General features: G+C 56.2%; 3 protein-coding genes. 2 read left to right on the top strand and 1 reads right to left on the bottom strand.

The window, feature by feature from the left end:
• The first annotated feature begins 658 nt into the window (after window positions 1-658).
• Together K2Q04_RS21950 and K2Q04_RS21945 are read left to right on the top strand one after the other, a co-directional pair.
• On the top strand, window positions 659-1543 hold the full coding sequence (locus K2Q04_RS21950) for an AraC family transcriptional regulator (RefSeq protein ID WP_291167767.1): 885 nt from the start codon (window positions 659-661) through the stop codon (window positions 1541-1543).
• 364 nt (window positions 1544-1907) lie between these two features.
• Window positions 1908-3062, top strand: a complete 1155-nt coding sequence (locus tag K2Q04_RS21945) for an alpha/beta fold hydrolase (RefSeq protein WP_291167764.1) — start codon at window positions 1908-1910, stop codon at window positions 3060-3062.
• 387 nt (window positions 3063-3449) lie between these two features.
• Here K2Q04_RS21945 and gspD read toward each other — a convergent pair whose 3' ends face one another.
• Complete coding sequence (gene gspD / locus K2Q04_RS21940; RefSeq protein ID WP_291167761.1) at window positions 3450-5747, bottom strand: type II secretion system secretin GspD; 2298 nt, start codon at window positions 5745-5747, stop codon at window positions 3450-3452.
• Between the last annotated feature and the right edge of the window lie 253 nt (window positions 5748-6000).

Genomic DNA, 6000 nt, shown 5'->3' with positions numbered 1-6000 from the left:
CAAAGAAGTCAATCAGTGCCCTCTATCGATCGTATTCAAAACGCGCCGCTGTGCCTCGTGCACCGCGGCGCGTTTTTGTTTTTGCAGCTTGTGACGAACGGGCCCCGCGCGATCAAAACAGCGATGTCATGTCATCGACCGGCTATGGCCTACGCGTATCGGCAGTGTCCCTCCGATGATGCCGATAGCGCGCTGCGCCGCGTCATGCTCAGACGGGCGAGGGAAGCGTAAGTGCGCGGTTAGCCCTCAACCGAGTTTCCATACTCGGCGCTGCACAATGGTTGCGCTAGGCATCGAATTGTTTCATCGCATTTGTCAGCGACATTTTGTTTTGCGACAAGGCTAAGACCGGCGCCCTTGTAGTCCGATAATCCCAAGCAGCCGATCGTTACGTTGAAGATGAGATGAGCGATCGCCAATAGGATGTATGCGTAGCAAAACGAGGACGCATACGTCGTAAGTCCAGGATTGGAGCGCTGGTGCAAAACGATTGATTTGTGCGCCGCACTCAGGCTGCGTAGCCCGCTGCTGAAGCGTTCTGTTCATTCCATGCCAATTGTGTTCTCGCAGAGCCAAGTCTCGCCGATAAATTCCTGAAATCCTTCGGTCTCGCAAACAATCGAGGAGACATCTCGGCGGCGCGGAACCGGAGGTGAATGTGACCACGTCACGTCTTCAAATGAATGCAAATGGGCGTCGTATTCCGTTCTTCGCGGGGCCGGCGCTCAGTAGTGCGGATAGCCCTTGGGCCGGCTACTATTTTGAGGAGGCAAACGGCCGTCTCGAGCCGCTGCCGAGCCATTCCTGGCCCAAGACGACGCTCCTGTATGTCACCGGTGGCTGCGGTTCCTTGAATTGGAAGCATAGGGGCATCTGGCGCAAGGATGCGGTTCGGCGTGGAACCGTCTCTATCATTCGGCGCGATGTGGAAATTCAATCCGCTGTGCCAACTGCTGCTACTCCGATGATGGTGCTCCAACTCGATAACTCCAAATTGCAGCACTTGGCGCCCGACAATGTTATCGCCATCGATAATTTTTTGGAGACTGCGCAGGTCGCGAGCGATGTCCGGCTCGCCATGCTGTTGGCGGCAATGTGCGAGGAAGTTCGCGAAGGATGCCCCTCCGGTAGACTATTTGGAGAGTCGATTTCGCTTGCCTTGCTCGCGTATCTGGCGGCCAGATATGCCTCTGCCTCACACGTGAACCAACGCGAGGCCAGCCTATCGCCGGCACAGAAGAGCTGTCTCGTGAATTACATTCAAGAGAACCTGACAAGCAATATCTCTGTGACGGAGCTTGCAGGGCTGCTGCAGATGAGTCCTTCTCATTTCACTCGCGTGTTCAAGGCTGTGTTTGGCGTAACGCCCTATAGGTTCGTCATGCGCGAGCGGATCGAAGGGGCGAAGGGCATGCTCGCAACCACAAAGCTATCCGCGAGCCAAATATCCTCCGTGTACGGCTTCTCGAGTCAGAGCCATTTTGCGAAAGTTTTTCGCGAGGTTACAGGCGTTACCCCCAAGCAATATAAAGTAGGCCTGTAGCTGGTTGCTCGATGAAGATCGGCGCATGAATGCTCGAGTCAGAGTGACCGGAAAAGTGTTCCGCCGATACCCTCCTCATTATCGCAGAGCCGCATTGATGCCTGCATAAAAACCCTCCTGCGCGATAACGCTCAGGTGAGGTCGTCGCGTCTCGAAGGTCAGACGCGCGTCACTGATTCAACATGTCGAAAAGTATTCGCTCCACGGAGCAGTATTGTGCCGGAAAGCGCAGGATCATTGTAGTTCCGATTTTTAGCCTCTCTATCGTCCGTCTCGACGAGCGCACTTCAGTTTTCGATGAAGATCGAAATGCTCGTTTCAAAAAAAATCAAAAATGAATGACGTAAACGGAGGAAAAGAAATAATGACAATAAGCAACAGACGATTTGCGCAGTTCAGGCCTGAAGGTTTGCGAAGTTATTATCCTTTGGCGGCTCTCTTGCTTGTCGCTTCGGCTGGCGGCGCCTTGGCCGGTACCAAAGATATTACGCTCGAGAAAACGGGCGGATTTATCATCGGCGGCAAGCACTACAACGTCCCTCCGACGTCCGGTGCGCCGAACCCGAACCGGACGTTGTCGTGCGACCACGGGTATGTCGAGTATTTCATCCCGAAGAAGCCCCGCAAGACGAGCATCGTCCTCTGGCACAGCTCGAGCGCGCAGGTCTGGCAGAACCGCTGGGACGGTGGCGAAGGCTATAAGGACAAGATGCTGCGCGCCGACTTTCCCACGTATATTTGGGATGGCCCGCGGGTAGGCCGCGCCAACTGGAGCTGCGAGACCGTCACTTACACGCCGTCCAACCGGGATCAGGGCAATTTCACCGCCTGGAAATTCGGCCCCACGATACCAGTTGGAAAAGTGCCGACACCGGCCGAGTTTTACCCTGGCACGCAGTTCCCAGCCAACAGTCCACATTTGGAAGAGTACTGGTGGAACGCAACAGGCGCGCGCTATGATGAGTTCGATAACGCCTATAATATCGAGCTCGAGACGGATGCTGCTGCGGTGGCGGCGGATTCCGGCAAACTCGGCGATCAGATCGTCTACCTCACGAACTCCGCCGGCGGGCTTCGCGCTATGAAGACCACGGCCAAGACGACGAAGAACAACATCGGCGGCATCGTCACTTACGAGAGCATCGGCTATGTGTTTCCGATCGGCGACCCCGAGAGTCCGACACTCTGCACAGCTCTGACGCCAGCCTGCGCATTCGGTCCGCTCGGCGTTCCGCTGGAAGACTTCAAGAAGCTGGCGAAACTCAAGAAGATCCAGTTCGTTTGGGGCGACAACCGTCCTGAAACCGAGCAGCAGGTCATTCTGTCCCGCCTCTGCGCCAAGCTCATCAACAAGTACGGCGGCAATGCCGAGGTTCTCAAACTTGGGGACGATGCAGGGCTCAAGGGAAGCACGCATATTCCCTTCATGGACATGGACAACGACAAGGTCGCGGACCTGCTCTTCAAGCTCCTGAAGAAGAACAAGCTCGACGACTACGCGAAGAAGACCAAGAAATAATTCTGCTCATCGAATTGGTTGAATGGAAGAGCACTGCCCGCCTCGCGCGGGCAGTGCTTTTTTGCACGTGAGAAAGGTAACGAGTGCTAGCTCAGAGGACCGTCCATCCGCTCGCGGCAGAAATCTGGACGTCACTGCCGATGCAAATCACAAGTCGACGGTCGGAATGGCGATCTCTCCAGCCCAAAGTATGCGCGTTGTGATATCGATTTTTACCGAGTTCTGCCCGGCTTACAAAAAGATTGGCACTCGGTGGGCGCGATGACGCCGACGCCATTCGGCGCTTTCCTCGCCCCACCATTCGGTGACTTTTGCGCCCGCCCGTTCGTCGCGCACGTAGAGCTCACTCACTTGGGCTTCGCTGACTAAGATCCAAGTGATGGCTTCTCACTTGATGACGTTTGGCCGGCGGCCGGAACCGCGCTCCTCGACTTCGACATCCCAGGCCGTTGGCCTTGGCGCGAGCGATTGCATACCGGCACGCAGCGCTTCAGCAGCGTTGCTCGCATCTTCCGGATTGTGAATGACCGTCGGCCGGATAAAGACGATGAGCTCTGTTCTCACCTTGGAGTTGTTGGTTGATCCACCGAGAACATCGCCGATGTAGGGGATCTTGTTGATCACGGGAATGCTGGATTTCGAGCGATCGACTTCTTCGCGAATGAGGCCACCGAGGACAACCATCTGACCGCTCTGGACAGCAATCGTGCTCGACACGCGACGCTGCGATATCGTCGGCGTGAGCGTGGTCGTATTCTGGCCTCCAGCGTTCACAACCGCGCTCACTTCCTGCTGAACCTCCATCGTTACGAGGCCATTGCTGTTGATGCGCGGCGTTACATTCAGAATAACGCCGGTGTTCTTGAACGTGATCTCATTGACGGTCGGAGAGTCCGGATTGATCACGCTCTGGGCCTGGCGCGTGGTGACCGGGACCTCGTCGCCAACTTCCAATGTCGCCGGCTGGTTATGAAGCACGACAACGGACGGTGATGAAACGACTCTAACAGCAGTCTCCTTCGCCAAAGCATCGAGGATGACGCGCGGATCGGTGCCGACGTTTCCGGCGATCAGATTGAGGCCGGGCGCCACAGGCGAAATGGCGAGCGCATCAGATGTGCTAAATCCGATCGCGCCGGCCTTGCCGCGGTTTTTCTGCAGGTAGAATTGAACGCCATAAGACAGATTGTTGTTGAGCGTGACCTCGGCGAGAGTCGCGTTGATGAGCACTTGGAGTGGCGGCTGATCAATGCGCTGGAGGATCTGGAGGATCTTCCGGTAGTTTCGCTCGGATGACTTGATCAACAGCTTGTTGTTTCGCTCGTCAGGAGTAATCCGTACCTGATCGGAGGGCGAGGAAGATCCTCCACTGTTGGAGGACTCCGAGACGTCATCGGTCGACGAGTCGTCGGCAGTCGACATCGGTGGTGCACTCTTCAACGGACCGCTGCTGCTCGAACTGCCCGGCGTATCGTTGTTAGAAAAACCGGACCCTGCGCCTGCCGAACTGTTGTTGGCGAAGCTGCTTCCGAAGCTACCTCCGCCGCCCCCACCGGAACCCATCCGGGAAGCTTTGGAAGTCGGTACAACTTCTTTTTCTTCCGCGTCGCGAATGGAGCCGCCGCCCGATCCAGAAAACGCCGCCATCAGAAGACGCGCCAGATCTTTTGCGCGTCCGTTTTCAACCCGATAAACGTAGAAATTGTTGTCGTCGGCACCGCCGCGGTCGAGCCGCGAAATCCATTCCGCTGCCTTGTCGATCATTTGCGATTTCGGCGCAAGCACGAGCACGGCGTTCAGGCGCGCGATCGGCTGAAACTTGATCAAGCCCTTGCCTTGCCGCTCCGTCTGGAAAACTTGCGTCAGTTCCCGAATGACGTCGTCCGGGGCGGCATTATTGAGCTTGAAGAGCCCCGCCGACTGACCCTTCATCCAATCGACGTCAAACATCGAAACGATGTCGACCACCGACTGGCGGGCTTGGCCGGAACCGCGGACGAAGAGAAGGTTGTTGTAAACGCTCGCCCGCAGGTCGTCCTGCTTGACCAACAATCCGTCGAGCATGCGCATCATCGCAGCGGTCGAAACGTATTTCAGAGCAAAGATGGAGACCCCATAGCCGGGGCCGACCTCGCGGCTTTCCCTGACGTAGTCGAACGCAGAGATGCCCTGCTGGCGCGCGTCGGCTTCCGGAACCACACGGTAGACGTTGTTTTCAATGAGGAGGGACGCTTTATAGGTCGAGAGCACGCTTTCCAGGATCGAAATGAGTTCGGCGCGCGATACCGGACTGCCCGTCGACAACGTAACGCGGCCTTCGACGTGCGAATCGAAGACGTACGTAAGTCCGAGCGTGTCTTTCAGAACGACTTTTGCGAACTCGGACAACTCTGCATCGTTGAAATTCAGCTCATATCCGGCGCTGCTCTGGCTAACGCCCGGGGATGATTGCCGGGGCGCGTCTGCGATGCGGTCAACGCCTGGATATTTCGCAGAAACAATCGGCGGACTGCCAATGGATGCATTTTGCGGTTGACGATTTGCGGGCCGAGCCGGACCGAGATCGACGTTAGACAGCTTTGCCATCTCATCGGGCGGCTCGATAAGCGGCTTGTCGAGAGATGAACAGCCTGAAATGCCAAGCGACGCACACAATGCGCCAGCCAGAACCAAGCAGCGAAACATAAAAGGCCTTCCCCCAGAGCTCTCGACTGTACATCGTTGTTTTTATTTAGACTTTCCGCGTACAGCTGCGGCGAAAGCCAGTTGTCGCAAGTCCCCCCACTTCCTCCTGCCGGCAAGATCCAAGTTTTTGAATCACGAGATAATAACTCGATGATCTAGGCCATAATAATCTTTCGACGCATATTTCGTCGTTGAATCTGGGCCTGTTGCCCAGGCGTAACTCATTTTCGTGCCGATTCCGGTAGGTTTTGCA

This window comes from Hyphomicrobium sp. (genome assembly GCF_019753045.1).
Taxonomy (GTDB): Bacteria; Pseudomonadota; Alphaproteobacteria; order Rhizobiales; family Hyphomicrobiaceae; genus Hyphomicrobium_B.
The sequence above is the reverse complement of the archived record's forward strand: the minus strand, read 5'-3'. Positions and strand labels throughout refer to the sequence as shown.